Source organism: Alysiella crassa DSM 2578 (genome assembly GCF_000745955.1).
In the GTDB taxonomy this organism is placed as follows: Bacteria; Pseudomonadota; Gammaproteobacteria; order Burkholderiales; family Neisseriaceae; genus Simonsiella; species Simonsiella crassa.
Genome location: NZ_JQKH01000004.1, coordinates 23,058 through 48,258, shown reverse-complemented (window position 1 = coordinate 48,258; position 25,201 = coordinate 23,058). Strand labels below are relative to the sequence as shown.

The window sequence follows — 25,201 nt, the reverse complement described above, 5'->3', positions numbered from 1 at the left end:
TGCGATTTTTTCAGACAGCCTGAACCCTCATGAAAACACAATTCGCAGACAAATTAATCACTTGGCAACGCCAACACGGTCGCCACCACCTACCATGGCAAACGCAAGACCCGTATGGCGTGTGGCTATCGGAAATCATGTTACAGCAAACGCAAGTAGCAACCGTATTAGACTATTATCCCAAATTTATCAATCACTTCCCCACCGTACATGATTTAGCGGCGGCGGAACAAGACAGCGTGTTGCAACTGTGGGCGGGGCTGGGCTATTACAGTCGCGCACGCAATTTGCACAAAGCGGCGCAGCAAATTGTCAATGAGTTTGACGGGAAATTTCCCCATTCGCGCAATGAGTTAGAAAAATTATGCGGCGTGGGGCGCAGCACGGCGGCGGCGATTGCGGCGTTTGCCTTTCAGCAGCGCGAAACGATTTTGGACGGCAATGTGAAACGCGTATTGTGCCGCGTTTTCGGTTTGGACGGCGACCCCAGCGACAAAAAATTTGAAACGCAATTGTGGGCGCACGCAGAAGAATTGTTACCGAAAAATCAATCTGATATGCCCAGTTATACGCAAGGTTTGATGGATTTGGGCGCGACCGTGTGTAAACGCAGCAAGCCCGATTGCCCATCGTGTCCCATGAGCGCGGATTGTGTGGCGTATGCAGAAAATCGCATTGCCGAATTGCCGCGCAAAAAATCGGCGGTGGCGGTGAAGCAAAAATCCTTGTTTTGGCTGATTTTGCGGCGCGATGATGGCGCGATTTGGGTGCAAAAACGTCCGCAAAAAGGGATTTGGGCAGGATTGTATTGTGTGCCGTGTTTTGACAGTTTGGCGGAGATGATGGATTTTGCCGCACAATGTGGCGTGTTACCCGAAGATTTGCAGGAAGAAGCGGCGATTACTCATCGTTTAACCCATCGTTTGTTGGAAATTATGCCGTTTAGCGCAAAAGGTGGGCAGCCTGTGGGTGCAGGGATTTGGTTGCAAAATAGCGAAGATTTGGGTTTGCCGAAGCCACTTTCGGTTTTTTTCAGGCAGTCTATGTTATTATTCTAATTCAGTTAGGTGTTTACTGATTTTCAGGCTGCCTTTTGGTACACGGCAAAACTTATGTAGGGTGTGTATACGCACCAATAAGCAGTTATTTGAACAATTTGGTGCGTGGTACGCACCCTACATTCAATTTTTAGGAGAAAATATGTTATTAGGTGTCAATATTGACCATGTTGCCACGCTGCGCAATGCGCGTGGCGTAGGCTACCCCAGCCCGATGGAAGCGGCATTAATCGCCGAAACGCACGGCGCAGATTTGATTACGCTGCATTTGCGCGAAGACCGCCGCCACATTAAAGACGCCGATGTGTTTGCCATCAAACAGGCAATCAAAACACGCATGAATTTGGAAATGGCAATGACAGCAGAAATGCTGGAAAATGCAATCACGGTCGCCCCCGAAGACGTTTGCCTTGTGCCTGAAAAACGCGAAGAGGTTACCACCGAAGGCGGTTTGGACGTGTTGGGGCAACAAGAAAAAGTGGCGGATTATGTGCAAACTTTGCACGATAATGATATTCGCGTTTCGCTGTTTATTGGTGCGGATTTGGCGCAAATTCAGGCTGCTTTTGATGTGGGGGCGCGTGTGATTGAAATTCACACGGGGGCGTATGCGGACGCGCCCGCGCATGGTCGGGCGGCGGAATTGGCGCGCATTGTGCAGGCTGCCGAATTTGCGGCAAATTTAGGCATGACGGTGAATGCAGGACATGGTTTGACCATTCAAAATGTTGCGCCGATTGCGCGAATTCCGCAAATTGTGGAATTAAATATCGGGCATTCTTTGATTGCCCAAGCGGTGTTTTTGGGTTTACCCAAAGCGATTGAACAGATGAAAGAAGCCATGTTCCGCGCTCGAGTGGCTCAAGCATAATAAACTGATAATTCTGGAGATTTTACTCATGATTTATGGTATCGGCACAGATATTTTAGCCATCAAACGCATTGAACAATTATACAAAAAATACGGTGAAGCCCTGCCGCGCCGCATTTTAACACGCATTGAAGAATTGGAATTTACCAACCGTTTCGCGCAACAAAATAGCGCGGACGCGGTGCGTTTTTTGGCGAAGCGTTTTGCAGCAAAAGAAGCGTTTGCCAAAGCAGTTGGCATGGGGGTGCGCGAACCTGTGAGTCTGCACAACATCAACATCACACACACAGATTTGGGCAAACCCGAATTTGTGTTTGAAGCCGAATTAAAACAATGGCTTGAAGCCAAAGGCATTGGCAAAGTGCATTTGAGTTTGAGCGATGAAGAGCGTTATGTTGTCGCTTATGTGGTAGCAGAATTACTTTAATTTCAATTATTTAATTTTAAATAAGGCAGCCTGAAGATGGATTTTTCCGTTTCAGGCTGCCTTTTTTCGGGTAGAATCTGCTTTATTTGTTAAATTTGAAATCGCTATCATGAATGCACATCAATTGAATCATACCGCCCAAGTTTTAGAAAATATGCTCACTTTTCAACAACCTGCTGACGCGGTCATTTCCGCATATTTCCGCAATCATCACAAACTAGGGCGCACTGACCGCCATGAAATCGCGGAAACGGCATTTGCGGCGTTGCGCCATTATCAAAAAATTGCGGCGATTTTGCGCCGTCCGCACGCTCAAGCGCGAAAAGCAGCGTTAGCGGCTTTGGTGTTGGGGCGCGGTTTCAATATTTCGCAATTGTCTGATTTTTTGGAAGAAGATGAACAGGAATTTCTTGCTAACGTCAAAGCGCGTAAAACCGAGTTTTCAGGCAGCCTGAACACGATTGCCGAATTGCCTGAATGGTTGATTACGCGTTTACAAGTTCATTGGGAAGACGAGCAAATTCAAACCTTTGGGCGCAGCGTGGCGCAAACCGCGCCGCTTGATGTGCGCGTAAACACGCTCAAGGGCAAACGCAACAACATTTTGGCGCAACTGCAAAACGAGTTCCCCAAAGCCATCGCCACGCCCTACGCGCCACACGGCATTCGCTTCCCCGACAAACCTGCGCTGAACAAACACGAATTGTTTTTGGACGGCACGTTGGAAGTGCAGGACGAAGGCAGTCAATTATTGGCGCAATTGGTGGGCGCGAAACGGGGCGAGATGGTGGTGGATTTTTGCGCGGGCGCAGGCGGCAAAACTTTGGCAATCGGCGCACAAATGGCAAACAAGGGGCGGATTTATGCCTTTGATGTATCAGAAAAAAGATTGGCAAATTTGAAACCGCGCATGACCCGCGCAGGTTTAACCAATATCACGCCAGAGCGCATTGAAAGTGAACACGACCCACGCATTGCGCGATTGCACGGCAAAGCCGACCGTGTGTTGGTGGACGCGCCGTGTTCGGGCTTGGGGACGTTGCGCCGCAATCCTGATTTGAAATACCGTCAATCGCCTGAAACTTTGGCTAAATTATTGAAAGAACAGCAAAGTATTTTGCAGGCTGCCAGTCAATTGGTGCGCGGCGGTGGGCGTTTGGTGTATGCCACTTGCAGCGTGTTACCCGAAGAAAATGAACATCAAATTATTGATTTTTTAGAAAATAATCCTGAATTTGAATGGTTGGATTGTGGCGATATTTTGGCGGCGCAAAAAGTGGATTTAAATACGGGCAAATTTTTGGAGCTGAACACGGCAGAGCATGGCACGGACGGTTTTTTTGCGGCGGTTTTGCAGCGTAAGGCTTGATGATTTTCAGGCTGCCTTTGGTATGAAAACAAAATAACAAGGCAGAAAATGTAGGGTGCACCCTACTGTTGTTTTTATCGTGTACTGAAAGGCAGCCTGAAATTTTAAACAATAAGGAAATCAAAATGTTAAACCAATTAATTGACTACAAGCAACGCGCCCAAGATTTTTGGCAAACATGGTTGGCGGCGTATCCGAATTTTCAACATTTGTCCGCACCCGAAGTGATGGAACAAAGCAATGAGATTTTGCAACAGTATCTGCCTGATATTTCATTGGAATTGGAAAATGCAAATTTGTCTGCCAGCGACAATGTATTTACTCACAGCACCATCGTGTTTACCGCGCATGGGGTAATAGGCAGGTTTATTCAAGTGCAAGCGGTGTGCACGCAAGCCCCGAAAAATTTACCCTGCCCCGTGCGTGGTTTCCGTCAAGCCATGCCCGATATTGGCAATTTTATGATGGGTATGAACGGCTTTGAATTGGCAGTAAACGATATTGTGGTGAAATTAGACGTTTGGCGCGAAATGCCCGCGCTGGAAATCGCGTTTACCAAAACAATTGACGATGAATTTGTGCCACACGCGCAAAATATGACGTTTATTATGCTTGACCATATTTTGGGCGAATGGAACAGCGCGGTGAAAATTGGCGCGGTGGATTTTATACCACAAGCCAATGATGAATTTGAACCATTGGACACGCTGCCTGAAAAATTGCGCCAAACATGGTTGGCACTCGGTCGCAACGGCGCGTATCCCGAACCCGAATGGCAATACGCGGTCGCCCAAGTGGAAGAAGATGGGGAACAAGATGCGCTGGTGTTGACACGCAATCAGTCAGCGAACAGCTTGCTGGGGCGTGCCGATATGGCGTGGACACTTGCCATCACTTGCGAAATCGGTAGCGAAGACGATGTGCAGGCTGCCTACGATTTACAAGATGAATTTGACAGCTACGCTCAACAAAATCAGCAAGGCATTCCCACTTTAAGCGTGATGAATTTGTCGCAAGGTATGCGCACGGTGTTTGCGGTAACGTCTGAACCTGAAATTTTGTTGGCGCAAGCGGAGAAATTGTGCGCGAAATTTTCGCATTTAAACACGCAGATTAATTGTGAATATGACCCGAATTGGGTACATTATCGTCAATGAGTTTCAGGCTGCCTGAAAATACACGACCCTTTTCCAATCACGAAAATGTAGGGTGCGCCGTGCGCACCAAATAACTGAATTATTTAAATATTGTGGCAAATTTGGTGCGCACGGCGCACCCTACGATTTTTTTCGTGAACTGTAAGGCAGCCTGAAAAATCATTCAACACAATCATCAAAGGATTAAAAAAAATGAACCCCCATTTGCAACAACTTAAACCCTACCCCTTCGCCCGCTTGCGTGAAGCCATGCAAGGCATTACCCCGCCCGCGCATTTATCCGAAATTCCGCTCTACATCGGCGAACCTAAACACCCCACACCCCAAGTGGTGAAAGACGCGCTCATCAATTCATTGGACGAATTGTCCAAATATCCGCTCACGCTCGGGCTGCCTGAATTGCGCGAGGCGTGTGCAGGCTGGCTCAAACGCCGCTACGATGGTTTAACGCTCAACCCCGAAACCGAAATTTTGCCCGTTTTGGGCAGCCGCGAAGCCCTGTTTTCATTCGTGCAAGTGGTGCTGAATGAGCAGGAAAACCCCGTTATCGTCAGCCCCAATCCGTTTTACCAAATTTATGAAGGCGCAACATTTTTGGGCGGTGGCGAAATCGTGTTCGCCAACACCACCGCGCCACGCTTTTTGCCCGACTGGTCGCAAGTGAGCGATGAACATTGGGCGCGTTGTAAATTGGTGTTTGTCTGCTCGCCCGATAATCCAACTGGCAGCGTGTTGCAAAAACAAGATTGGCAAGAATTGTTTGATTTGCAAGACAAATACGGTTTCATCATTGCGTCAGACGAATGCTATTCGGAAATTTATTTTGACGGCAAAAAACCGCTCGGCTGCCTGCAAGCGGCGGCGGAATTGGGACGCGGTTTTGACAAAATGGTCATGTTTACCAGCTTATCCAAACGCTCCAATGTACCAGGTTTGCGTTCGGGCTTTGTGGCTGGGGACGCAAAATTGTTGAAAGATTTTCTGCTCTATCGCACCTATCACGGCAGCGCGATGAGTTTGCCCGTGCAACGCGCCAGCATTGCCGCGTGGAACGATGAAGCCCATGTGATTGAAAACCGCGCCCAATATCAAGCCAAATTTGACCGCGTATTGCCCATTTTGCGCCAAAAATTTGAGGTGCGTTTGCCAGACGCGTCTTTTTACATTTGGCTGCACATTCCCGATGGCGATGATTTGAAATTCACGCAAGAATTGTATCGCGCCACAGGTGTGCAAGTTTTGGCAGGGCGATTTTTTGCGCGGGATACGCCACATGGCAATTCGGGCGTGGGTTTTGTCCGCATTGCGCTGGTGGACGAGTTGGAAAAATGCGTGGAAGCGGCAGAGCGGATTATCGCTTGGTACGACACGTATTTTCAGGCTGCCTTACAGTACACGACAAAATTCATGTAGGGTGCGTATTACGCACCGAAATTTCAATTATTTGAATGATTTGGTGCGTGGTACGCACCCTACATTTTGGGCGTTTGTAAAAATTGTCGTGTACTGAAAGGCTGCCTGAAAGTGATTAAATGAAAAAATTGATTTTAATCAGCCTATTGGTATTGATGGTATTGGTCGGTGGCGTGTTGATGTTTACGCGCCCCGTGCCGCCTGTGTCGCCCGAAAACGCGTTCAGGCTGCCTGAAAACGCGCAAATCACGCGTTTGGTGGTGCATAAAAGTGAGCGCAAAATGTTTGCCTACGATGGCGATAATTTATTGAAAAGCTACGATATTTCGCTGGGCTTTTCGCCCATCGGACACAAGCAATTTGAAGGCGATGGCAAAACCCCCGAAGGCGTGTACCGCATTAATGAGCGCAACGCCCAAAGCGGCTACCATAAAAATTTGGGCATTTCCTATCCAAATCAACAAGATACCGCATTTGCCCAATCGCAAGGCAAAAGCGCGGGGGGGCTGATTAAAATTCACGGTTTGCCCAATGGTTCGGGGGCGTTGGGACGGCAACATTTGCGCCACGATTGGACAAATGGCTGCATTGCCGTTACCGATGAAGAAGTGGACGAGCTGTTTCGCAGCGTGGTGCATAATGCGCCGATTGAAATTAAACCATAATAGTCATTTCAAATTAAAATAATACGGCGTTGCCAGCTCCCTTATGTACTAGGTGTACACGGCGGTCGCTGTCGCCTTGTCTTCTTTTAATTTGAAACGACTATGATATGATTTTATTATCAAACCTATTGAGCGAATGCAATCGCCTATTTCCCGCGCTCAATGCGTCCACCCAAACCGTTTCAGGCTGCCTGAAAACACAAGAATTTGAATTACACAAATTATTTGCCAATCTACACGCCGCCCACCCGCAAGCCGATGACGTGTATTGGGCGGCGCGAACATGGCAATTGTGGTTGTGGCAGCCTGCGTATGTGGCGGTGTGGGTGGCGGCGCGTGGGTTTGCGGTGGATTTGCGTGGTGGCGCACACGAAACGGCGGCAGCGTTCACCGATTCTTTCAGGCTGCCTGAACAAATTTTGCACCACCACACACCCAAACAAGCCATTGAATTAGCGTGGCAAAATTTGCAAATTTGGACGGCAGAACAATTCGCCTTGTGCGCCCCCCATTGGCAAATCAGCGAAAAATTGGCGCATTATTTTGTCTACGATGGCATATTGAAAGCATTGGCGGCGGCACATCGTTTTGGCTGGCAAACTCGGGCGGAAGTGGAATATGGGGAACGCGTTTGGCGGGAAACCATTGCGGCGCGGTGTTTTGGCGAATTGCTTTGGGTGGGCGATACGTTTCAGGTAAACATGTTGGCTTGTTGCCAACATTATCGGCGCGATTCAGACACGATGATGTGCGATACTTGCCCGAAAAACAGACGATTGGACTGTGGGTGTGGTTGATTGGGTGCGTTTCAGTTAAAATTAGGCGGATTTTCAGGCTGCCTGAATGTTTTTTCTTTTATAATATTATTTCGTTGATAATTAATAAAAACAGGAATCCCCATGCCCATCGCCGACCAAATGCAAGAATTACTCGATTGTCTGCACCACAATCAGCAGCCCATGGGTGGCTTGGCATTTCCTGCCGTGTGGCAGCCACTCAAACTGGATTACACACCCGATAGTATCAAAAGAATCAATCGCTTACTTACACAAATTCGCACCACCACCGAATACACCAGCCGCAGCATTAAGCAAAAACCATCGGGCGCGAATTTCATCAACACACTCGCCGCCTATTTGGCAAATTATTTAGCTAATCAAAGTGGCGTACCAACCGAATGGTATGAAGATGGCACCATTGGCACAGGCATGACCATTTTCCCAGTCGTGCAAGCCGTTTGCCACGCCATAGACCGCCCCGACCACGAAATCAAACTAGACCGTCCCCTGTGGCAACTGCTTTGCTTTGGGCTGAACGCCGATAAATTGCAATTGCGCCACCTGATTTTAGGGCGATTTTTGCAGAAAAAAGCCTTGCCCGAAGGTTTGGCGAACCAATCCGCGCTCACCAGCATTAGCTTTGATTTTAGCGAAACCAGTTTGCAGCAAATTGACAAACTCATTACCCTGCTCGCCAAACACCATCAATTGCGCCCCGACACCGTGCGCCGTTGGGCGGTGCAAACGCCAGCTTATCGCAACCTATTCTTATTGCTCGGATTTTATATTGGCGAAACCGTTGCCAAACAATTGGGGCAAACGATTATGTGGAACAATGCCAACAGGCTGGCTGAAATCACCAAACAGCCTGTTTCGGCAGACTTTTTTGACAGCATCGTTGCCGATTTGGGCAATGGCGTGGTAACGCCCGTTTTGGGGATTGTGGAGCAAATGTTTACCAATCCAGCCGTCAGCAGCACAGGTTGGCTGGACTATTTGCGCCACGAAGAAACCCAAGTCGCCGAACACCAGCCCGACCACACCGACATCAACCAAGTGGCACGCCGCGCCGTTGATGGATTTGTGCGTGGCGCGTCGCCCGATGGCTGCCCCACGCCCTATGTTGCCTACGCCGATGATTTACGCGATATTGGCTTGGATTACAATCAGCATTCCCTTGAAAAATTAGACAAATTATTGAACATTATCCGCACCAGCCAACCCGAATTTACCCGATTTGCTGCTGCGCCGCACACGCAAAATTTCCTGCATTTGTGCGCCTTTTATTGGGCGAGAACGGCGGCGCATTTGTCTAATAATTCATTGAAATTTTTGAATTATCAGGAAGCAAAACAATTTCAGCCAGCCTTGCCCAATGAATTTTTCCATCGCTATGGCGCGTTGATTGGCGGCAAACTGTTTTTCCCCTTGCAACTGATTACCGCGCAAATTTGGCAACACCCCAAACCGCAAACTTGCACCGAATTAGCCCTTGAAATTCAACAAAAATATCGCGGTTCGCTGCTGCAAATTGCGCCGAAAACCGAATTTACGCGCAGTAAGTTGCCGTTTGAATGGCAGCTTGCGCTCAAGGCGGCGGGTTTTGGTGCGGCGTGGGCGTTGTGGGAAAAGCGGCAGCAGGCGGATTTGTTTACCCCCACTTTGGTGCAACCCAATGGCGCGGGCATTAATTTATTAAAATTAAACACCGACAGCATTGCCGAAGCCATGCAAAGTGGGCGCGAAATGTTGAAAAAAAATCCAGAACGTGTGCAACATCAAGCATTTATCTACGAAAGTTTTGCCAATTTACCACAAGGGCGTTTTGACGCGATGGCTTTGGAAATGTGCGTTTATCAGGGCAAGAAGCCTTTGTATTTATTCGCCCTTTTCCCCTTTATGCACGCAGGCGATGAAACGCAATTCATCAACGGCAGCATTGCCATCAACGCCGACACCTTGCCCGATACGGCGGTGGCGGAAACCGTGATTCAATCTCTGTATTTGGGCATGGACGACTTTTTCGCGCCACAGCAAAATACGCCACGTTTGTGGTGGCGCAAAAGTTGGCGTGATGTGTTGTGAGATTTTCAGGCAGCCTGAAAAGTACGCGATAATTTTACCAACACCCTACGATTATTTTTTGTCGTGTACTGAAAGGCAGCCTGAAAACGCGTTCACAAACAAATTAACAAAAAAATCAAAAGGCTAAAAAAATATGCAAAACTATTTAACCCCCAATTTCGCTTTCGCCCCCATGCTGCCAGAACGTGCTTCAGGCAGCCACGTTTGGGACGAAAATGGCAAAGAATACATTGATTTATCAGGTGGCATTGCCGTAAACGCTTTGGGGCATTGCCACCCTACTCTGATTACCGCCTTGACCGAACAAGCGCAAAAATATTGGCACGTTTCCAATTTATACACCACGCGCCCAGCACAAGAATTGGCGCAAAAATTGGTGGAACACAGTTTTGCCGACAAAGTATTTTTTGCCAACTCGGGCGCGGAAGCCAATGAAGCCGCACTCAAATTAGCCCGCAAACACGCCCGCGACCACTTTGGCGCGGAAAAATCGGAAATTGTGGCGTGTGTGAATGCGTTTCATGGGCGCACCTTGTTTACTGTTTCGGTGGGCGGTCAGCCGAAATACAGTCAGGATTTTGCACCGCTTCCTGCTGGGATTACGCATATTCCGTTTAATGATGTGGCGGCGTTGCAGGCTGCCGTGTCGGACAAAACCTGTGCCGTCATCATTGAGCCGATTCAGGGCGAAAGTGGCGTTTTGCCCGCCACACGCGAATTTTTGCAAGCGGCGCGTGAAGTATGCGACCGTTTTCAGGCTGCCTTGATTTTGGACGAAGTGCAAACGGGCATGGGGCGCACAGGCACATTGTTTGCCTATGAACAATACGGCGTGTCGCCCGATATTGTCAGCGCAGCAAAGGCTTTGGGTGGCGGTTTCCCGATTGGCGCGATGCTGACGACTGATAAATTTGCCCCGAGTTTGTCTTTGGGTTCGCACGGCAGCACGTTTGGCGGCAATCCTTTGGCGTGCGCGGTGGCAAATGCCGCGTTTGATGTGATTAACGCGCCCGAAACGCTGCAAAATGTGCAACAGCAATCGGCGAATTTGCAGGCTGCCTTAAATCAAATCGGCGCGGAATACGGCGTATTTGCGGAAGTTCGCGGCATGGGTTTGCTGGTCGGTGCGGTATTGGCGGCGGATTATGCAAACCGTGCGGGCGATTTGGTGAAATTGGCTTTGCAGCATGGTTTGATGATTTTGCAAGCGGGCAATCATGTGGTGCGCTTTGCCCCATCACTTTTGCTCAATGACACAGATTTGCACGAAGGCATGACACGTTTGCGTGAAGCAGTACGCGAATTTGTGGGATAATCACGTTTTCAGGCTGCCTTTTGGTACAACAAAAACTATCAGGCAGCCTTACAGTACACGACAATTTTTACCAACCCAAATGTAGGGTGCGTATCACGCACCAAATCATGCAAATAATCTGGAATTTTGGTGCGTAATACGCACCCTACATAAGTTTTGTCGTGTACTGTCAGGCAAGCTGAAATACCATTATTTATTTTTAATTCTGATAATAAAGACACCATCATGTCCAAATTTTCCCCCGAAGCACTTGACGATTTAGACGACCACCAAGCCCGCCAACGCGCCACCATTGACCAATTCAACGCCGCAATGGAAGCCGAAGACAGCGAAACCGCTCACGCCATCGCCGATTACGTTATCAATGCCGATGATGTGAGCAATAAAATGTTTTCACGCGGCTGGCAAATGCACTGCTTGAATTGGCTGACAGCACACCATTTTTCACGTTGGCGCAATTCCCCCGATGACAGCGAAGAAGAAGACGAAAGTTTATCGGGTTTACTGGATTGCTTGTGGAAATTCAAATGGTTGGTGGGCGTATTGCCCAGCGATTTGCACGAATCGCGTGAAGACATTGCCGAAGCGGTGCAGCATATGGCAGATTTGTATGAAGAATTTAATTTCAGCCGCCGCATGGTAGATAAGGCTTTGATGGAACAAGCCATTTTAATGGGCGACACGCAAGCCGCACAAGAACATTTCGCCAAATGGCAAGCCGCCGACAAAGACGATATGAACGATTGCGAAGCCTGTGAAACCAATGCTTTGGTGGATTATTACCATTTTATTGGCGATTATCAGCAAGCGGTGAAATTGGCGAAACCGATTTTATTGGGCGAATTGAGCTGTGGCGAAGTGCCGCATTTGACCTATTATCCCGCCATTGACAGCCTGATTCAGCTTGGCGAAGTGGAAGACGCAACCGATTCTTTGACCGAAGCCATACAATATATTGATGAGGCTGGAGATAACTTTATGTTTATCATGCCCAAATTGATTCAACTGGCGTACAAATTAAACGACAAAGATTGGGCAGAATCACTGCTGGACGATTATAACGACACCATTATCCAAGTGATTCAAAACAGCCGCTATGATTATTTGCAGTATTTGATTGCGGTTGCGCCGTTTAATGAAGAAGCTTTGTTGGCGGCGCGTGGTTTGGCGCGTGAATTTGATGAACGCAATGGCAACCGTTATTATCAAAATCAATTGGCGTTGATGTTTACGCCGCCGATTGTTCATTAAAGTGTCCATTCAAAACAAAGGCAGCCTGAAAAGTTTTCAGGCTACCTTGAGTGTATAGTCGTAGAAATGAAAATGCAGTTCAAGGCGACAGCGACCGCAGTGTACACCTAGTACATAAGGGAGCTGGCAACGCCGTACTGCTTTTTCAGTTCTGCGACTATATTTATTTCTTTCTGGAATTGGCATAAGCGGCAATTCGTTTACGATTGATGGCGTAACCAATTGCCAAAATCCCAAACCAAATCGGCGTGTACAACATGCCTTCCAAAGTGTCTTTATCGCGCGTAAACAAAAACAGTGAAAACACCAAAAACGCGATACACAGATAACACATCAGCACACCACCTGGCATTTTGTAAACCGATTGCGCGTGTTTTTCAGGCTGCATTTTGCGGTATTTGATGTAGGCAAACAAAATCATCATCCACACAAAAATAAAACCAATGCTGGAAATAGTCGTAACGATGGTAAACATATTCATAATATCGCCATCTTGATACAACAACACAATCCCCAACAACAAAAACATGCACGAAAACAACAAGGCAGGCGCAGGTACACCATTTTTATTCAACACACTAAACATGCGTGGCGCAGAATCCGTTTGCGCCAAACCAAACAACATCCGCCCCGTAGAAAACATACCGCCATTTGCCGATGACAATGCCGATGACAGCACCACCAAATTAATCAAAGTCGCCGCAATCGGAATGCCAATCAGGGTAAACATATTCACAAATGGGCTTTTTTTCGGGTCCACAGCGTCCCAAGGCGTAACCGTCATAATCACGCCCAATGCCAAAACATAAAACACAATCACGCGAATGGGAATGCGGTTAATTGCAAGCGGCAGGGTTTTGTAGGGGTCTTTGGCTTCAGCCGCCGCCGTGCCAACCAGCTCAATGCCCACAAAAGCAAACACCGCAATTTGGAATGCCGAGAAAAAACCACCAATACCATGTGGGAATACACCGCCTTCACGCGCCCATAGATGGGTCAATGATGAAGGAATGCCCGTATTCGGATTCACAAATCCTGTTACCAGTAAATAAATCCCCACACCCACCAAGCCTATGATGGCAATCACTTTAATCAGCGCAAACCAAAATTCCATTTCGCCGAATAATTTCACGGTTAATAAATTCATGCCCGCCATAATGGCGATACAAATTAAACCTGGTAGCCATAGCGGGACATTAGGTTCCCAAAACTGCACATAGCCCGTGATGGCGATGATGTCTGCCATACCAATCACGACCCAGCAAAACCAATACGTCCAGCCCACAAAAAAACCCGCGCATGGACCTAAAAGGTCATAAGAAAAATCGGTAAACGATTTATACTCCAAATTGGACAACAGCAGTTCGCCCATTGCCCGCATAATAAAAAACAAGAAAAAGCCAATCAGCATATACGCAAACACCACCGAAGGTCCCGCCAAACTAATGGTTTTCCCCGAACCCATAAACAAACCTGTACCAATCGCACCACCGATGGCAATCAGTTGCAAATGCCGATTTTGCAGATTGCGCTGCAAATGTTCTTGCGGTTGTTTTACCTGTTCCATATATATCTCTCTTTCTACTTTATAAAAAATGCAACAAGAATTATAAATTAGATTTTTTTAGATTAGAACAATGTTGGCTGACTTTGTTCCAATCAGAATGGAATCCACTATAACTTTTCTGGTTTAAATTTTCTATGCTTTATATCAAAACAAATTAAAGAATTTTCAGGCTGCCTTACAGTACACGACACCTACATGTAGGGTGCGTGGTACGCACCGAAATTTCAATTATTTGAATGATTTGGTGCGTGGTACGCACCCTACATTTTGGGTGTTTGTAAAAATTGTCGTGTACTGTAAGGCTGCCTGAAAAAGAAAAACCGCCCTTGAGTAAACTCAAAAACGGTTTTTCTGTTTCATCACTTAACGCTTGTGCGTGCGGATGTAATCTAAAGTTTTCAGTTGTGCGATTGCAGCTTCCAAAGCAGCTTGGGCTTTGGCACGCGATTGTGAATCTTGTGCTTTTGCCAAATTTTCTTCTGCTGCTTTTTTTGCTTCGGCGGCGCGTGCTTCGTCCATTTCTGAACTACGCACGGCAACGTCTGCCAACACAGTAATTTTGTGTGGACGAACTTCCAACACACCGCCAGCAACGGCAACCAAAACTTCTTCTTTTTCATTTGGCACAGTCAGACGTAACACACCTGGACGCACCAAACTCATCACGGGCTCGTGTCGTGGGTAAATACCGAGTTCACCATTTACAGTCGGGATAACCGCAAAACTGGCTTCCCCTTCATAAATGCTTTGCTCATTACTCACCACCTCAACTTGCATGATGCTCATGCCAGCCTCCTTAGCTTAAAGTTTTGGCTTTTTCAACTGCTTCCTCAATGCCACCTACCATGTAGAAGGCTTGTTCAGGCAAGTGGTCGTATTCGCCAGAGAGAATCGCTTTGAAGCCTGCAATGGTATCGCGCAATGCAACGTATTTACCAGGTGAACCTGTAAACACTTCCGCCACATGGAATGGTTGAGACAGGAAGCGTTGGATTTTACGCGCACGCATTACGGTCAATTTGTCTTCATCAGACAATTCATCCATACCCAAAATGGCAATAATATCGCGCAACTCTTTGTATTTTTGCAAAGTAGATTGAACGCCACGTGCTACATCGTAATGCTCTTGACCCAAAACCATCGGGTCTAATTGGCGAGAAGTGGAATCCAATGGGTCTACCGCAGGATAAATACCCAAAGAAGCAATATCACGGCTCAACACGACAGTCGCATCCAAGTGCGCAAATGTGGTTGCTGGAGATGGGTCAGTTAAGTCATCCGCAGGTACATATACCGCTTGAATAGAGGTAATAGAACCTGTTTGTGTAGATGTAATGCGCTCTTGCAAGCGACCCATTTCTTCAGCCAGCGTAGGTTGGTAACCCACCGCAGATGGCATACGACCCAACAATGCAGATACTTCTGTACCAGCCAATGTGTAGCGGTAAATATTGTCCACGAAGAACAATACATCGCGACCTTTGCCATTTTCGTCTTTTTCATCGCGGAAATGTTCCGCCATAGACAAACCTGTCAAAGCCACACGCAAGCGGTTGCCTGGTGGTTCGTTCATTTGACCGTATACCATTGCCACTTTGTCTAATACATTGGAATCTTTCATCTCGTGATAGAAGTCATTACCTTCACGAGTACGCTCGCCCACGCCTGCAAATACAGACAAACCACTATGGGCTTTAGCGATGTTATTAATCAATTCCATCATGTTTACGGTTTTACCTACACCCGCACCACCAAACAAACCTACTTTACCACCTTTTGCAAATGGGCAAAGTAAATCAATCACTTTAATGCCTGTTTCCAGCAATTCAGTTGCGCTAGACAGTTCATCAAATTTGGGGGCTGGTTGGTGAATGGCGCGACTTTGGTCTGCGCCAATTGGACCTGCTTCATCAACAGGATTACCCAACACGTCCATAATGCGACCCAGCGTAGCTTTACCTACAGGCACGGTAATTGGCGCACCTGTATTGTTTACTGCTAGACCACGTTTCAAACCATCAGTACTGCCCATCGCAATGGTACGAACTACGCCATCACCCAACTGTTGTTGCACTTCCAGTGTCAAATCAACATCAGCCAGTTTTAACGCATCGTAAACGCGTGGGATAGCATCGCGTGGAAATTCCACGTCTACTACCGCGCCGATGATTTGTACGATTTTGCCTTGGCTCATTATCGTATCCTAATCTTCTTGACAGTTTCAGGCTGCCTTAAACGGCTGCTGCACCTGCCACAATTTCTGACAATTCTGTGGTAATTGCTGCTTGGCGAGACTTGTTGTAAATCAAGCGTAATTCCTTAATAGCATTACCCGCATTATCGGTTGCCGCTTTCATGGCTACCATACGCGCTGCTTGTTCAGAAGCCATATTATCGCAAACTGCTTGATACACCACAGATTCTAAATAACGGCGAACCAAATATTCCAATACCGTCAATGGGTCGGGTTCATAGCGATAATCCCAATTAAATCTCTCTTTTTCTTGGGATTGTTTTTCTGCTAACACGCCAGAACCAATTGGTAACAACACTTCTGAACGCGGCTCTTGTTTCATCGTATTGATAAAACCAGAATAAACCAAATGAATAATATCCAACTCACCATTTACATAGCGTTTGAAAAATTCAGATAGTGGACCTAACAAAATTTCCATTTTCGGCGTATCGCCTAAATTGGTTACGCTGGCGACCACGTTTAAACCGATACGTTGGCAAGCCATCAAACCTTTGCTACCAAAACAAACCACATCAACTTCAATGCCTTGACTTTGATATTCTTGAACCTTGGCGAAAAATCTCTTCAACAAATTGGCATTTAAACCACCACACAAACCTTTATCGGTGGTAATCAGAATAAAGCCAGCGCGTTGTACCTGCTCGCGTTGTTCCAAGATTTTTACGCCATGATATTCATTCGTTTGCGCCAGCTGTTGCATCACCAAACGCACTTTATCTGCATAAGGGCGAGCTAAACGCATACGTTCTTGAGTCTTGCGCATTTTAGAGGTTGATACCATTTGCATCGCTTTGGTAATTTTTTGCGTGTTTTGCACACTGCGAATTTTGGTAAGAATCTCTTTACCGACTGCCATTTCAGACTCCTTCTATCTATGCCTAATGGTTAAGCAGTGTAGTTATTGGAAGTCTTAAACACTTTCATAGCTTCGGTCAGTGTTTTCTCATGCTCATCAGACAATGCACCTGACGCATTCACCGCATTCAACAAATCGCTGTGTTGCGCACGAACAAACGACAAGAAATCTGCTTCAAAAGCCAATGCTTTTGATACTGGCACATCGCTATAAGAGCCATTGTTAATTGCCCATAAAGTCAATGCCATTTCTGCCGTGTTTAAAGTGTTGAATTGTTTTTGTTTCATCAATTCAGTAACCACTTCACCATGCTGCAATTGCTTGCGTGTTGCTTCATCCAAATCAGACGCAAATTGTGAGAACGCTGCCAACTCACGGTATTGAGCCAAAGCCAAACGAATACCGCCACCCAATTTCTTAATGACTTTCGTTTGCGCTGCACCACCCACGCGAGATACGGAAATACCTGCATTGATGGCTGGACGGATACCAGAGTTAAACAAATCTGTTTCCAAGAAAATTTGACCGTCTGTAATGGAAATCACGTTGGTTGGTACGAATGCAGATACGTCACCAGCTTGTGTTTCAATAATTGGCAAGGCAGTCAATGAACCTGTTTTGCCTTTTACTGCACCATTGGTCAATTTTTCTACTTCATCAGGGTTAATACGCGCAGCGCGTTCCAACAAGCGAGAGTGTAAGTAGAATACATCGCCTGGATACGCTTCACGACCTGGTGGACGGCGCAACAACAATGAAATTTGACGGTAAGCCACCGCTTGTTTAGACAAGTCATCGTAAACAATCAATGCATCTTCGCCAATATCACGGAAGTATTCGCCCATTGTGCAACCTGAATAAGGCGCAATAAATTGCAATGCCGCCGCTTCAGAAGCAGTTGCAACCACCACAATGGTATGTTCCATTGCACCGTGCTCTTCCAATTTACGAACCACATTGGCAATAGAAGATGCTTTTTGACCAACTGCCACATAGATACACACAACACCTGTACCTTTTTGGTTAACAATCGCATCCAATGCAACAGCTGTTTTACCTGTTTGACGGTCGCCAATAATCAACTCACGCTGACCACGACCAACGGGTACCATAGAATCAATGGCTTTGATACCTGTTTGCATAGGTTGGTCAACAGATTGACGAGCAATCACGCCTGGGGCAATTTTTTCAATCGGCGCAGTTTGGCTGGTATTGATTGGACCTTTACCATCAATAGGCTGACCCAAAGCATTGACCACACGACCCACTAATTCGCGACCAACTGGCACTTCCAAAATGCGACCTGTGCATTTCACTTCGTCGCCTTCTTTAATGTGTTCGTATTCACCCAGCACAACCGCGCCAACTGAATCACGTTCCAAGTTCATCGCCAAGCCGAACGTGTTGCCAGGAAATTCCAGCATTTCGCCTTGCATTACATCTGATAAGCCATGTACGCGAACGATACCATCTGTTACAGAAATCACCGTACCACGAGTACGAACTTCTTGTTTGGTATTCAAGTTCTCAATTTTGGCTTTCAGCAAATCACTGATTTCAGCAGGATTAAGCTGCATGAAAACTCTCCTAATTTGTCATAGTCGCATACAGTGCTTTTAATTTACCCTGCACCGACAAATCCAATACTTGGTCACCCACTTCCACTTTTACACCACCAATTAAATCAGGCTGTGTTTTAAAAGTTGCTTGCAACCGAGTATTAAAATGTTGCTCCAAATCACTGATAATCTTCGCTCGTTGTCCTTCGCCTGCAATATCAAAAGCAGTATAGATTACGGCTTGCTTGGTATTGTTGCGCGACAGAACCAATGTTTTGTATTGAGCATAGATTTCAGGTAAAGCAACCAGTCTTTTTTCTTGAGCGACCACATGCAGGAAATTTTTAAATTCAACATCTTGCATGGCTTTTGAGTCTGCCATCAATTGAATCAAATCATCTGCTTTTTGGGTCGCGCTCAAATCGGCTTGCTCCAGCAATGTAACCACTTTGGGCTGTTGCATCAACCAAGCCAATTCCGCAAGTCCATTCAGCCATGTTTCAATTTGCTTTTTTTGTTCAGCCAATTCAAACAATGCTTTTGCATAGGGACGGGCAACAGTTGCGAACTCAATCATAAGATTACAGCTCCTGTTTCAAGGTGCTCAAAATTTTCGCGTGTTGTGTTTCGTCCACTTCACGGCGTAAAATTGATTCAGCCCCTTTAACCGCTAAAACTGCAACTTGTTCGCGCAATGCTTCACGCGCACGGTTGATTTCAGTTTCCACATCAGCTTTAGCTTGTGCTGTAATGCGTGCAGCTTCTTGAGTAGCTTGCGCTTTGGCTTCTTCCACAATTTGCGCTGCACGTTTTTCCGCATTGGCTACCATTTCGGTAACTTGTGTGCGTCCTTCGGATAAGAGTTCTGCAACTTTCTTTTCTGCTTGTTCAAAATCGCTTTTTCCGCGTTCAGCCGCAGCCAAACCTTCCGCGATTTTGTTAGCACGTTCATCAAGTGCTTTTGCAATAGGTGGCCACACATACTTGATGGTAAATTGCACCAAAATTGCAAACACAATTAATTGAACGATTAAGGTTGCATTTAAATTCACTTTACTTAACCTTTTTCGTTAGGGTTAATCAAATCCGAGATGGTAGATAAATTAGCCTGCAAACGGATTCACAAATGCAAACAACAATGCAATCGCCACACCAATCAAGAATGCCGCATCAATCAAACCAGCAATCAAGAACAATTTAGTTTGCAAAGGACCAATCAGTTCAGGTTGGCGCGCAGAAGATTCCAAGTATTTAGAACCAACCATTGCGATGCCAATAGAAGCACCTAATGCACCCAATGCAACGATTAAGCCACATGCAATAGCAATTAAACCCATTGAAGAACCCATGTTTAAACTCCTTAAAGAGATAGTAGTGGTGGAAAAAAATGATTTATATCCGTTTTCAGGTGTTTTCAGGCAGCCTGAAAACGGACAATTAATAAATTAGTGATGGTCGTGTGCTTGACCCAAATATACAAATGTCAATGCCATGAAAATAAAGGCTTGCAATGTAATAATCAAAATATGGAAGATTGCCCATGCTGAACCTGCAATTACATGGAAAATAATCAAGAATGGATCAATCAAACCAATGCTGCCTGAAACAGCCACACCACCACCCAACAAGGCAATCAGCAAGAATACCAATTCACCTGCGTACATATTACCAAACAACCGCATACCGTGTGAAACTGTTTTGGACAAAAATTCCAAAATATTCAATGCAAAATTAACAGGGAACAACCATGGTCCAAATGGTGCGGTCAGCAATTCTTTCACAAAACCAAAGCCGCCTTTGATTTTCACACTATAGTATAAGCAGAAACCCAATACACCAATCGCCAAAGCCAATGAGGTATTCAAATCAGCAGTTGGTACAACGCGCATCAATGCGTGGTGTTCACCCGTCATGCCCTGAAAAATCATCGGCAATAAGTCCACAGGCAATAAGTCCATCGCATTCATCAAGAAAATCCAAACAAACAATGCCAAACCCAAAGGTGCAATAACTTTGCGAGATTCTTCGTGATGGATAATGCTTTTGCACATATCGTCCACAAACTCAAACAGTATTTCCACAGCAGCCTGAAAACGATTTGGCACACCAGCCGTTGCCATTTTCGCGCCGCGATATAGGAAATAGCTGCCCAATACCGCTAATACGATACCCAAAAAAATGGCATCAAGATTAACATAAGAAAAATCTGCGATGTTTTTCAAGTCTTGACCTTCTGTAACATCGGTTACACTGGTTAAACTTTGCAAATGGTGCTTGATATATTCTGCTGGATTCATTGCTTCACTTGCTGCCATAACGATAAACCTTCAAAAAAAACAAAAAAACCAAATGACTCACCACTAATAATCCCACAAAAAAGGACAAAAAGTGGACATTCGGATAAACAAAGAAAGAGCCAACCAATAAGATTAGCGACAATAGTATTTTTAAACTTTCTGAACCAATAAATGCGGCACCAGCCAAAGCTGGGTAGGGCTTCAAAAATTTTAAAAATAATACAGATAACAGAGTTGGCACGGCATAACACGCACCGCCCAAAATCAACGAAATCGCATAACGCGAACCACCCAATACATACGCAATTACTGATAAAACAGCAATCAATATCCATTGTGTCATTGCTAATTTTGCCATTTGTTCTGCCTATGTGTAATTGCGTGAAATGATAATGAAGCTGCCTGAATTAGTCAAGGTTTTTGTTAAAATCTGTGAAAAAAGACGGCGTTATTCTTGCGCTTTTTTACGGATTTTGTGTCTACATTATCCATTTTTTATTCTACCTGACTAAAATGGGCATTTCTAGCCCTTTTTGGGTCTTTTTTGTTTTACAAAATCTGTTGATTAGTCAAAGAATATGGCTTGCAGGCTGCCTGAATGGGCTTGAAATTTAAATATGCTGAAAAATCAATTTGTTTTCAATAAATATATTTTTTCAGGCAGCCTGAAAAAGGGTTTAAGGTTTTTTTTGACAATTTATTTATGCTAAAATTTTTCCTTTTTCTTTAAGGATAATCCGATGGCTGGTCATAGTAAATGGGCGAATATTCAACACAAAAAAGCGCGTGTGGACGCTCAACGCGGTAAAATTTTCACTAAATTAATCAAAGAGATTACAGTTGCCGCCAAACAAGGTGGTGGCGACCCTGCTTCTAATCCGCGTTTGCGTTTGGCGATGGACAAGGCTTGGGACGCGAATATGCCAAAAGACAATGTGCAACGCGCCATAGACAAAGGCACGGGTAATTTGGAAGGTGTTGATTATATTGAACTTCGCTACGAAGGCTATGGCATTGGTGGCGCGGCATTGATGGTGGATTGCATGACCGATAATAAAACGCGTACTGTTGCAGATGTGCGACATGCGTTTACCAAACACGGTGGCAATTTGGGTACAGACGGTTGCGTGGCGTTTAATTTCGTTCATCAGGGCTATTTGGTGTTTACAAACGCGGACGAAGATAAATTGATGGAAGCCGCTTTGGAAGCTGGGGCGCAAGACGTGATTAGCGATGAAGATGGTGTGATTGAAGTGATTACCGAACCTGCGGATTGGGCGCAAGTGAAAGCAGCTTTGGCGCAAGCAGGTTTTGAATCGGTGGACGGCGATGTTACCATGCGCGCGCAAAACGAGACGGTGTTGTCGGGCGATGACGCGGTGAAAATGCAGAAATTGTTGGACGCGCTGGAAAGTTTGGACGATGTGCAAAATGTGTACACATCAGCAGTTTTGCATTTTGATGAATAATCCATAAATAAATTTCAGGCAGCCTGAAAATATATTTTCAGGCTGCCTGAATATTTTTTATATTAATTCAATTATTTCTCTGCCAATTTCGCCGCATACGCCGCCAAATCTGCAATCGGACGCGTTGCCACACCACTCTCTGCCGCCGCCTTCGCCACCGCAGGGGCAATGCGCGAAATCAAGCGTGGGTCAAACGGCGTAGGAATCAGATAATCCGCACCAAATTGCAAATCCGCATTGCCATACGCCGCACGCACTTCATCGGTAACCGCTTCAGTCGCCAAATCCGCAATCGCATGAACAGTTGCCAATTTCATCGCTTCATTAATGGTGGTTGCGCCGCAATCCAACGCCCCACGGAAAATAAATGGGAAGCACAATACATTATTGATTTGATTTGGATAATCTGAACGACCTGTGCCAATAATCACGTCATCACGCGCCGCTTTTGCCACAGGTGGCGTGATTTCAGGATTTGGGTTTGCCATCGCAAACACCAAAGGTTTGTCCGCCATGGTTTTCAGCATTTTAGGTGTCAATACATTTGCGCTGGACAAGCCCAAGAAAATATCTTTGCCCACCACCGCGTCCGCCAACACGCGCTGACCGTTGTCGGGAATGGCATACGCCACTTTGCTCTCGTCCATGCGGTCGCGGTCTTCACGCGTTTGGTAAATCACGCCTTTGGAATCGCACATGGTTACATTTTCGCGTTTCAAGCCCAATTCCACCAACAAATTCACACAGGCAATCGCCGCCGCGCCCGCGCCTGAACACACCAGCGTAACATCGGCAATATTCTTGCCCACCAAACGCAAACCGTTTAATGCGGCGGCGGCGGTTATGATGGCGGTGCCGTGTTGGTCGTCATGGAACACGGGGATTTTGCAACGCTCGCGCAATTTTTGTTCAATGTAAAAACATTCTGGGGCTTTGATGTCTTCCAAATTAATGCCGCCGAATGTGGGTTCTAGTGCTGCGATAATGTCCACCAATTTATCGGGGTCAGTTTCATTGATTTCAATGTCAAACACGTCAATGCCCGCAAATTTGTTGAACAATACGCCTTTGCCTTCCATCACAGGTTTGCTGGCGAGTGCGCCAATATTGCCCAAACCCAACACCGCCGTGCCATTGGAAATCACGGCAACCAAATTGCCTTTGGCGGTATAGCGATACGCGTCTTGCGGATTTTTTTCAATTGCTAAACAAGGTTCTGCCACACCAGGGGAATACGCCAATGCCAAATCTTGCTGCGTTGCCAATGATTTGGTTGGTACAACAGAAATTTTGCCCGCTACGGGAAATTCATGAAAATCAAGTGCTTGCTGTTTCAAATCGCTCATTTTTTAATTCTCTAAAATAAAATGAAATAAAAACTTGGGCATTCGCCCCAGTATGGAAAATTTTAAAGAACAGTATTGTACGCCTGTTTCAGGCTGCCTGAAAGTGGGTGTAATCAGAAAAACAAAAGCAAAACTGCCATCAAATAGTCTGATGAGATAGATTCATTAAACAAATTAATCAATAAATGACTCTTGATTTAACGCAAATTATTTCAACTGAATTGTCCCTATACTTACCTTGCTTGACACAATTGTGTGTTTTTCAGGCTGCCTGAAAAACACACGCATAAATTCACAAAACAATAGGAACACAAACCATGAAAACCCAATTAACCATGATTGCTGCCCTACTCGCTCTGGCAGCCTGCAAACCCAATCCACCTGCTGACGCGCCGCCACCTGCCGCCGCTTCCGAAGCCAGCACATCTGCACCAGCCAGCGCAAATACTGATGACGCGGCTTTGTTGCAACAAGCGCAAGGCATTTTCAAACCCTTGCCCAGTTTAGAAGAAAGCAAACAATCCTACACTTACACCGATGAACAAGTGAAATTGGGGCAACAATTGTGGTATGACAACCGCTTGTCCGTAAACGATTCGCAAAGCTGCAACACTTGCCACAGCTTAACCAATCACGGCGCAGACGACCGCATGACCCCCACCAGCGAAGGCGCACACGCAGGTAAATTTGGGGCACGTAACTCGCCCACAGCTTTAAATGCGTTCTTGCTGGGTTCACAATTCTGGGACGGTCGTGCCAAAACGGTGGAAGAACAAGCCAAAGGTCCATTAGTAAATCCTGTGGAAATGGCTATGCCTGATTGGGCAGCAGTTGAGAAAAAAGTAGAAAGTATTCAAGGTTATGCAGACACGTTCAAAACTGTTTACGCAGATAAAGGTGGCAAACCAAGCATTGACAATATTGTCCACGCCATTGGCGCATTTGAACGCACCTTGCTCACGCCAAGCAAATGGGACGATTATTTAAAAGGCGATGTAAACGCATTGAATGAACAAGAAAAACGCGGCTTGAAAGCCTTTATTGGCAATGGCTGTATCGCGTGTCATACTGGCGTGAATTTGACCAATGATACCTTCCAAAAATTTGGCTTGGTAAAAGGTCCTTATTGGGATTTCATTGAAAGTAAAGCACCACATGACGAAGGCTTGTTTGAAGTAACGAAAAAAGAAGAAGACAAATACTTCTTCCGCGTTTCACCCTTGCGCAATATCGCCAAAACCGCCCCCTATTTCCACAACGGCAGCGTGAAAGATTTGGCAACTGCGGTCAAAGTGATGGGCGAAACACAATTGGGCAAAACCTTGTCTAAACAAGATGTAGATGACATCGTGGCATTCTTGGGCGCGACCACAGGCGAAGTGTCTGCGGAAGCATTGAAAGTGCCTGAATTGCCTAAATAATAGCGCAGTAAAATAAACAGGCAGCCTGAAAAATTTTTC

26 protein-coding genes are annotated in these 25,201 nt (G+C 46.0%); 13 read left to right on the top strand and 13 right to left on the bottom strand.

The window, feature by feature from the left end; translation table 11 throughout:
- Positions 1–29 precede the first annotated feature (29 nt).
- The 10 genes from mutY (at position 30) to Q338_RS00725 (ending at position 11,139) form a co-directional block, all read left to right on the top strand.
- Positions 30–1,058, top strand: a complete 1,029-nt coding sequence (gene mutY, locus Q338_RS00770) for an A/G-specific adenine glycosylase (protein WP_034291019.1) — start codon at positions 30–32, stop codon at positions 1,056–1,058.
- A gap of 142 nt (positions 1,059–1,200) precedes the next feature.
- Positions 1,201–1,929: a pyridoxine 5'-phosphate synthase gene (pdxJ, locus tag Q338_RS00765; protein WP_034291017.1), complete on the top strand. Its 729-nt coding sequence runs from the start codon at positions 1,201–1,203 to the stop codon at positions 1,927–1,929.
- Between the two features lie 28 nt (positions 1,930–1,957).
- On the top strand, positions 1,958–2,356 hold the full coding sequence (acpS, locus tag Q338_RS00760; protein WP_034291015.1) for a holo-ACP synthase: 399 nt from the start codon (positions 1,958–1,960) through the stop codon (positions 2,354–2,356).
- Between the two features lie 109 nt (positions 2,357–2,465).
- Positions 2,466–3,725 carry an RsmB/NOP family class I SAM-dependent RNA methyltransferase gene (locus Q338_RS00755; protein ID WP_034291012.1) on the top strand — a complete coding sequence of 420 codons (1,260 nt, stop codon included), beginning with the start codon at positions 2,466–2,468 and terminating at the stop codon, positions 3,723–3,725.
- Positions 3,726–3,850: 125 nt separating this feature from the next.
- Positions 3,851–4,882 (top strand): DUF695 domain-containing protein, encoded by a 1,032-nt coding sequence (locus Q338_RS00750; RefSeq protein WP_034291010.1) that lies wholly within the window; start codon positions 3,851–3,853, stop codon positions 4,880–4,882.
- 192 nt (positions 4,883–5,074) lie between these two features.
- Positions 5,075–6,295, top strand: a complete 1,221-nt coding sequence (gene dapC / locus Q338_RS00745; protein ID WP_051968375.1) for a succinyldiaminopimelate transaminase — start codon at positions 5,075–5,077, stop codon at positions 6,293–6,295.
- A gap of 179 nt (positions 6,296–6,474) precedes the next feature.
- Entirely contained in the window at positions 6,475–6,960 is a 486-nt protein-coding gene (locus Q338_RS00740) for a L,D-transpeptidase family protein (protein WP_377896447.1), read from the top strand.
- A gap of 107 nt (positions 6,961–7,067) precedes the next feature.
- The gene (locus tag Q338_RS00735; RefSeq protein WP_051968374.1) at positions 7,068–7,757 is read left to right on the top strand and encodes a hypothetical protein; all 690 of its coding nucleotides are present in this window, start codon (positions 7,068–7,070) and stop codon (positions 7,755–7,757) included.
- A 102-nt stretch (positions 7,758–7,859) separates the two neighbouring features.
- Positions 7,860–9,824 carry a hypothetical protein gene (locus Q338_RS00730; RefSeq protein ID WP_034291007.1) on the top strand — a complete coding sequence of 655 codons (1,965 nt, stop codon included), beginning with the start codon at positions 7,860–7,862 and terminating at the stop codon, positions 9,822–9,824.
- A gap of 133 nt (positions 9,825–9,957) precedes the next feature.
- Entirely contained in the window at positions 9,958–11,139 is a 1,182-nt protein-coding gene (locus tag Q338_RS00725) for an acetylornithine/succinyldiaminopimelate transaminase (protein ID WP_034291005.1), read from the top strand.
- 38 nt (positions 11,140–11,177) lie between these two features.
- Here Q338_RS00725 and Q338_RS00720 read toward each other — a convergent pair whose 3' ends face one another.
- Positions 11,178–11,366: a hypothetical protein gene (locus Q338_RS00720; protein ID WP_034291002.1), complete on the bottom strand. Its 189-nt coding sequence runs from the start codon at positions 11,364–11,366 to the stop codon at positions 11,178–11,180.
- Here Q338_RS00720 and Q338_RS00715 point away from each other — a divergent pair.
- Entirely contained in the window at positions 11,365–12,390 is a 1,026-nt protein-coding gene (locus Q338_RS00715; RefSeq protein ID WP_034291000.1) for a hypothetical protein, read from the top strand. The genes Q338_RS00720 and Q338_RS00715 overlap by 2 nt on opposite strands.
- 163 nt (positions 12,391–12,553) lie before the next feature.
- On the opposite strand, the gene Q338_RS00710 is transcribed toward Q338_RS00715, so the two are convergent.
- From Q338_RS00710 to Q338_RS00665, 11 genes are all read right to left on the bottom strand, one after another.
- Complete coding sequence (locus Q338_RS00710) at positions 12,554–13,957, bottom strand: amino acid permease (RefSeq protein WP_034290998.1); 1,404 nt, start codon at positions 13,955–13,957, stop codon at positions 12,554–12,556.
- A gap of 175 nt (positions 13,958–14,132) precedes the next feature.
- Positions 14,133–14,297, bottom strand: a complete 165-nt coding sequence (locus Q338_RS14245) for a hypothetical protein (protein ID WP_156961011.1) — start codon at positions 14,295–14,297, stop codon at positions 14,133–14,135.
- A gap of 23 nt (positions 14,298–14,320) precedes the next feature.
- Entirely contained in the window at positions 14,321–14,743 is a 423-nt protein-coding gene (locus tag Q338_RS00705; RefSeq protein ID WP_034290996.1) for a F0F1 ATP synthase subunit epsilon, read from the bottom strand.
- Between the two features lie 10 nt (positions 14,744–14,753).
- A complete protein-coding gene (gene atpD, locus Q338_RS00700; protein ID WP_034290994.1) occupies positions 14,754–16,151 on the bottom strand; it encodes a F0F1 ATP synthase subunit beta in 1,398 nt (465 codons plus the stop codon).
- A 37-nt stretch (positions 16,152–16,188) separates the two neighbouring features.
- The gene (gene atpG / locus Q338_RS00695) at positions 16,189–17,070 is read right to left on the bottom strand and encodes a F0F1 ATP synthase subunit gamma (RefSeq protein WP_034290993.1); all 882 of its coding nucleotides are present in this window, start codon (positions 17,068–17,070) and stop codon (positions 16,189–16,191) included.
- Between the two features lie 29 nt (positions 17,071–17,099).
- Positions 17,100–18,647, bottom strand: coding sequence for a F0F1 ATP synthase subunit alpha (gene atpA, locus Q338_RS00690; RefSeq protein WP_034290991.1), 1,548 nt, complete (start codon positions 18,645–18,647; stop codon positions 17,100–17,102).
- A 10-nt stretch (positions 18,648–18,657) separates the two neighbouring features.
- Positions 18,658–19,206, bottom strand: a complete 549-nt coding sequence (locus Q338_RS00685; protein WP_034290989.1) for a F0F1 ATP synthase subunit delta — start codon at positions 19,204–19,206, stop codon at positions 18,658–18,660.
- Between the two features lie 4 nt (positions 19,207–19,210).
- Positions 19,211–19,681 (bottom strand): F0F1 ATP synthase subunit B, encoded by a 471-nt coding sequence (locus Q338_RS00680; protein WP_034290987.1) that lies wholly within the window; start codon positions 19,679–19,681, stop codon positions 19,211–19,213.
- Between the two features lie 51 nt (positions 19,682–19,732).
- On the bottom strand, positions 19,733–19,966 hold the full coding sequence (gene atpE, locus Q338_RS00675) for a F0F1 ATP synthase subunit C (protein ID WP_004284425.1): 234 nt from the start codon (positions 19,964–19,966) through the stop codon (positions 19,733–19,735).
- 108 nt (positions 19,967–20,074) lie between these two features.
- A complete protein-coding gene (gene atpB, locus Q338_RS00670) occupies positions 20,075–20,944 on the bottom strand; it encodes a F0F1 ATP synthase subunit A (RefSeq protein ID WP_377896418.1) in 870 nt (289 codons plus the stop codon).
- The gene (locus Q338_RS00665; protein WP_034290985.1) at positions 20,931–21,284 is read right to left on the bottom strand and encodes an ATP synthase subunit I; all 354 of its coding nucleotides are present in this window, start codon (positions 21,282–21,284) and stop codon (positions 20,931–20,933) included. Before Q338_RS00665 ends, atpB begins: the two co-directional genes overlap by 14 nt.
- A 382-nt stretch (positions 21,285–21,666) precedes the next feature.
- On the opposite strand from Q338_RS00665, the gene Q338_RS00660 reads away from it, so the two are divergent.
- Positions 21,667–22,395, top strand: a complete 729-nt coding sequence (locus tag Q338_RS00660) for a YebC/PmpR family DNA-binding transcriptional regulator (protein WP_034290983.1) — start codon at positions 21,667–21,669, stop codon at positions 22,393–22,395.
- 71 nt (positions 22,396–22,466) lie between these two features.
- Here the strand turns inward: Q338_RS00660 and Q338_RS00655 are convergent, their stop codons facing one another.
- Positions 22,467–23,741 (bottom strand): malic enzyme-like NAD(P)-binding protein, encoded by a 1,275-nt coding sequence (locus Q338_RS00655; protein WP_034290981.1) that lies wholly within the window; start codon positions 23,739–23,741, stop codon positions 22,467–22,469.
- Between the two features lie 317 nt (positions 23,742–24,058).
- On the opposite strand from Q338_RS00655, the gene Q338_RS00650 reads away from it, so the two are divergent.
- Positions 24,059–25,162: a cytochrome-c peroxidase gene (locus Q338_RS00650; protein WP_034290979.1), complete on the top strand. Its 1,104-nt coding sequence runs from the start codon at positions 24,059–24,061 to the stop codon at positions 25,160–25,162.
- The last annotated feature ends 39 nt before the right edge of the window (positions 25,163–25,201 follow it).

Bases quoted from the DNA above. Each gene is read 5' to 3' on its own strand.
- mutY (WP_034291019.1), top strand. From the start codon at position 30: ATGAAAACACAATTCGCAGACAAATTAATCACTTGGCAACGCCAACAC.
- pdxJ (WP_034291017.1), top strand. From the start codon at position 1,201: ATGTTATTAGGTGTCAATATTGACCATGTTGCCACGCTGCGCAATGCG.
- acpS (WP_034291015.1), top strand. From the start codon at position 1,958: ATGATTTATGGTATCGGCACAGATATTTTAGCCATCAAACGCATTGAA.
- Q338_RS00755 (WP_034291012.1), top strand. From the start codon at position 2,466: ATGAATGCACATCAATTGAATCATACCGCCCAAGTTTTAGAAAATATG.
- Q338_RS00750 (WP_034291010.1), top strand. From the start codon at position 3,851: ATGTTAAACCAATTAATTGACTACAAGCAACGCGCCCAAGATTTTTGG.
- dapC (WP_051968375.1), top strand. From the start codon at position 5,075: ATGAACCCCCATTTGCAACAACTTAAACCCTACCCCTTCGCCCGCTTG.
- Q338_RS00740 (WP_377896447.1), top strand. From the start codon at position 6,475: ATGTTTACGCGCCCCGTGCCGCCTGTGTCGCCCGAAAACGCGTTCAGG.
- Q338_RS00735 (WP_051968374.1), top strand. From the start codon at position 7,068: ATGATTTTATTATCAAACCTATTGAGCGAATGCAATCGCCTATTTCCC.
- Q338_RS00730 (WP_034291007.1), top strand. From the start codon at position 7,860: ATGCCCATCGCCGACCAAATGCAAGAATTACTCGATTGTCTGCACCAC.
- Q338_RS00725 (WP_034291005.1), top strand. From the start codon at position 9,958: ATGCAAAACTATTTAACCCCCAATTTCGCTTTCGCCCCCATGCTGCCA.
- Q338_RS00715 (WP_034291000.1), top strand. From the start codon at position 11,365: ATGTCCAAATTTTCCCCCGAAGCACTTGACGATTTAGACGACCACCAA.
- Q338_RS00720 (WP_034291002.1), bottom strand. From the start codon at position 11,366: ATGATGGTGTCTTTATTATCAGAATTAAAAATAAATAATGGTATTTCA.
- Q338_RS00710 (WP_034290998.1), bottom strand. From the start codon at position 13,957: ATGGAACAGGTAAAACAACCGCAAGAACATTTGCAGCGCAATCTGCAA.
- Q338_RS00705 (WP_034290996.1), bottom strand. From the start codon at position 14,743: ATGAGCATCATGCAAGTTGAGGTGGTGAGTAATGAGCAAAGCATTTAT.
- atpD (WP_034290994.1), bottom strand. From the start codon at position 16,151: ATGAGCCAAGGCAAAATCGTACAAATCATCGGCGCGGTAGTAGACGTG.
- atpG (WP_034290993.1), bottom strand. From the start codon at position 17,070: ATGGCAGTCGGTAAAGAGATTCTTACCAAAATTCGCAGTGTGCAAAAC.
- atpA (WP_034290991.1), bottom strand. From the start codon at position 18,647: ATGCAGCTTAATCCTGCTGAAATCAGTGATTTGCTGAAAGCCAAAATT.
- Q338_RS00685 (WP_034290989.1), bottom strand. From the start codon at position 19,206: ATGATTGAGTTCGCAACTGTTGCCCGTCCCTATGCAAAAGCATTGTTT.
- atpE (WP_004284425.1), bottom strand. From the start codon at position 19,966: ATGGGTTTAATTGCTATTGCATGTGGCTTAATCGTTGCATTGGGTGCA.
- atpB (WP_377896418.1), bottom strand. From the start codon at position 20,944: ATGGCAGCAAGTGAAGCAATGAATCCAGCAGAATATATCAAGCACCAT.
- Q338_RS00665 (WP_034290985.1), bottom strand. From the start codon at position 21,284: ATGGCAAAATTAGCAATGACACAATGGATATTGATTGCTGTTTTATCA.
- Q338_RS00660 (WP_034290983.1), top strand. From the start codon at position 21,667: ATGGCTGGTCATAGTAAATGGGCGAATATTCAACACAAAAAAGCGCGT.
- Q338_RS00655 (WP_034290981.1), bottom strand. From the start codon at position 23,741: ATGAGCGATTTGAAACAGCAAGCACTTGATTTTCATGAATTTCCCGTA.
- Q338_RS00650 (WP_034290979.1), top strand. From the start codon at position 24,059: ATGAAAACCCAATTAACCATGATTGCTGCCCTACTCGCTCTGGCAGCC.